The 3447-nt window shown below is 27.1% G+C and carries 4 protein-coding genes; all 4 read left to right on the forward strand.

The window, feature by feature from the left end; translation table 11 throughout:
- The first annotated feature begins 69 nt into the window (after window positions 1-69).
- The 4 genes from I4U58_RS13120 to I4U58_RS13135 all read left to right on the forward strand — a co-directional run bounded on the left by I4U58_RS13120 (window position 70) and on the right by I4U58_RS13135 (window position 3380).
- On the forward strand, window positions 70-789 hold the full coding sequence (locus I4U58_RS13120; protein WP_195931790.1) for an endonuclease/exonuclease/phosphatase family protein: 720 nt from the start codon (window positions 70-72) through the stop codon (window positions 787-789).
- 48 nt (window positions 790-837) lie between these two features.
- Entirely contained in the window at window positions 838-1212 is a 375-nt protein-coding gene (locus I4U58_RS13125) for a VOC family protein (RefSeq protein WP_195931787.1), read from the forward strand.
- Between the two features lie 37 nt (window positions 1213-1249).
- Entirely contained in the window at window positions 1250-2413 is a 1164-nt protein-coding gene (locus I4U58_RS13130) for a C40 family peptidase (protein ID WP_195931788.1), read from the forward strand.
- A gap of 70 nt (window positions 2414-2483) precedes the next feature.
- Window positions 2484-3380 carry a hypothetical protein gene (locus tag I4U58_RS13135; RefSeq protein WP_195931789.1) on the forward strand — a complete coding sequence of 299 codons (897 nt, stop codon included), beginning with the start codon at window positions 2484-2486 and terminating at the stop codon, window positions 3378-3380.
- Window positions 3381-3447 lie beyond the last annotated feature (67 nt).

A 3447-nucleotide genomic window follows, 5' to 3' on the forward strand; every position in this document is an offset into this window, starting at 1 on the left:
TCTCTTTAATTTTTAATAAAAAAGGATGTGATTAATATTAAATTAAGAAAAATTTTTCTTTTAATATTTATGTTCTTAATTGTTACTTATCTTGGCACTAGTCAAGAGAAAAATTTAGAAACGATAGAGATAAAAATTATTAGTTACAATATACATAGTGGTACTGATAAAAATATGGCGCCGACATTATTTGATACAATAAATTTTTTAAAAAAGAGCAATGCAGATATTATATGTCTGCAAGAAGTCAATGAGTCATCTAAAATTGGATTTCAAGTCAGCAGTTTAAAAGAAGAATTAAATATGAATCTACATTTTGGAGCAAATGTTGTTGCTAACAACACTAATTATGGATTGGCAACTTATTCAAAATATAAAATAATAGATGAAAAACATATTTACCTAAGTAGTACTAAGGAGCAGAGGGGATTTTTAGATACTACTATAAAAGTAAAAAATAAAAAAGTACATATAATAAATGTTCACCTAGGACTAAATGATATAGAAAGAAAAAAACAAATAAAAGAATTAGAAGAATATTTAAGAAAACTAAAAAATAGCTACTTTATCATTTTAGGGGACTTTAACGAAGGAAATTTATCATTAAACAATGATATGATGATAGATGCAGCAGAACAATTAAATAAATCAAACATACTAACATTTTCTATTGGATTAGATAGAATCGATTATATGTTTGTCTCAAATAATATAAAAGTGGAGTCTTATGAAGTATTAATAAAAAATATGTCAGATCATTATCCAATAGTTGCTAAAATATTGATATAATTATGTTATAATAAATAAGAAATAGTTAACTTAATGAGGAGGTAATGTATGAATTTTACATTTTGTCACAATAATTTTAACGTATTAGATTTAGAAAAAAGTCTTAAATTTTATGAAGAAGCTTTAGGTCTTAAAGAAGCAAGAAGAAAAGTTGCAGATGATGGAAGTTTTATACTTGTATATTTATCTGATGGAAAGACAAATCACACTTTAGAACTTACATGGTTGAGAGATTGGGATAGACCATATAATTTAGGTGATAATGAATTCCACCTAGCTTTAGAAGTAGATGATTTTGATAAAGCATATGAACACCATAAAGAAATGGGATGCATTTGTTTTGAAAATAAAGCAATGGGAATATACTTCATAAGTGATCCAGATAATTATTGGATAGAAATATTACCAGCAAATAGAGGATAATAAAATTTAGTAATAAATAATACGGGGGAATAAGATTATGAATAAGGTATTAGTAGCGATAGGAGTAGGGGCTGTAGCTGTATCTTTAAATGTAAATAAATCTTATGCTGATTCTAATGCAACAGTCAATGTAAGCGCATTAAATATAAGAAGTGGCCCAGGGATAAATTATTCAAAAAAAGGAGTAGTTTATAAAGGGGCCTCTTTAAATATAATTGAAACAAATGGAGAATGGTCACATGTTACCTTAGATAATGGTGAAAAAGGATGGGTTTATTCAAAATATATAAATAGCACTTCATCATCAAATAATATAGTAAATAATGTATCTGGACAAGTTAGTGTAACTGCTAGTTATGTAAATATTAGAACAGGAGCAGGAACTAATAACACTATAAAGACAGTCGTGCCATATGGTACAAAGCTTACATTAATAAGTAAATCCAATGGGTGGTATAATGTAAAATTAGAAAACGGTACTACTGGATGGATAAGTGGAAAATACATATCTACCATAAGTAATAATCAAAACAGCAATCAAAGCAGCAATACATATAACACCTTTACTCCATGTAATGGAAAGGTTACAAGTTATGCAAATTTAAATGTAAGAAGTGGACCTGGTACAAATTATACTATAAAGACAAGACTTATTTATGGACAAGTAGTCAAATTAACTGAAAAATCCAATGGATGGTATAAAATTACCTCATCAAATGGTTCAGATGGATGGGTACATAGCGACTATATAAAAATAACTACAGAAGCTGTAAGTAAGCCGAGTGGTACAACTTTAAATAATAGTAACACATCATCAAATAATAGTAATAGATCTGCTGTTGTAAACTTAGCGTACTCATTGCTTGGAAAGCCGTATGTTTGGGGAGCTAATGGTCCAAATAGTTTTGATTGCTCAGGATTTACTAGATATGTATATCTACATGCAGAAGGTAAATCTATACCAAGAGTATCTTATGAACAAGCAAAAATAGGAACAGCAGTAGCAAGAGGAAATTATCTTCCAGGAGATTTACTATACTTTGCAACAACAGGTACAGGAAGAACGAGTCATGTAGGTATTTATGTTGGAAATAACACATTTATACATGCAAGTGGCAGTGCATCTAAACCAGACAAAGTCATTGTATCTAGCTTAAGTGGATATTATGGACGAGTATTACTAGGAGCTAGAAGATTTTAAATAAATATATTCATAAAAAGCAAACCCTTTAAATATAATTGTATAAATAATATTTAAGGGGGCTTAACTAATGAGTAATAAAAAGATATACAAAGGTTTAAATAAAAGACGAAGATTTCACCCTAGAAAATATATAACAATAATACTTTGTATGGCTTTAATAATCGGATATGGTTATAAGAAAATTAAGTTGGACGAAGTATTTAAAAATATCGATATATCTAAAAACGTATCTTCTTTAGTAAATAAATTATATTTTTGGCAAGACCCAGCATCTGAAATATTCAACTTAGCATCGACAAGTACTCAAAAAATAGACAACTCATCACAAAAAAATGTAACTGATAAATCTAATGAAGAAAAATCACAAAAAAGTTCAACAGCAGATAACTCATCAACAAATACAGAAGTAGCAGTAGTAGATGGAATTGATGTTTATCTAATACAAGTGGGATCTTTTGATAACAATAAAGACTTAAATAAAATTACAGCTAAATTAAAAGAAAATAAGATTCCAAATTCAAGTATAAAAATAGACGGCGCAAATAAAGTACAAGCATATATATCATTTAATGAAGATGATGTAAGAAATAATTTAGAAAAAACAAAGAAAATAGTAGATGATGCATTCTTGACAAAATTAGAAATACCGGTATTGTCTTTGGAATATACAGAAGAATATTCTTATATAAAAGATATTGCCGATAATTTGAACTCATTATTAAAAAATTATGAAGAGGAATCAAATTATTTAAATAAAAATAAAGATAATTTAGATAGTGGAGAATATAAAAAAATACTTACAAAAAGAGAAAATATTTTAGATAAATTAGAAAATGAAGTAAATAAAATAAACTATAAAGAATTAGATAGCTTTAAGACTAATTTATTGTCTTATACTTCACAAATAAGAGATAATATTTCTAAGTATGGAGATAAAATTGATACAAAAAATGAATATAATTAAAAGACCTGTATTAAAGTTCGGAAAAGATGGGAAAAATTCTAACTTAATAAATAATAGTGTAATGTTT

It is taken from the genome of Clostridium sp. 1001270J_160509_D11 (assembly GCF_015667935.1).
In the GTDB taxonomy this organism is placed as follows: domain Bacteria; phylum Bacillota; class Clostridia; order Peptostreptococcales; family Peptostreptococcaceae; genus Intestinibacter.

What these genes read in the sequence shown, in the direction of transcription:
- I4U58_RS13125 (WP_195931787.1), top strand. Translation starts at nt 838, where the DNA reads ATGAATTTTACATTTTGTCACAATAATTTTAACGTATTAGATTTAGAA.
- I4U58_RS13135 (WP_195931789.1), top strand. Translation starts at nt 2,484, where the DNA reads ATGAGTAATAAAAAGATATACAAAGGTTTAAATAAAAGACGAAGATTT.
- I4U58_RS13130 (WP_195931788.1), top strand. Translation starts at nt 1,250, where the DNA reads ATGAATAAGGTATTAGTAGCGATAGGAGTAGGGGCTGTAGCTGTATCT.
- I4U58_RS13120 (WP_195931790.1), top strand. Translation starts at nt 70, where the DNA reads ATGTTCTTAATTGTTACTTATCTTGGCACTAGTCAAGAGAAAAATTTA.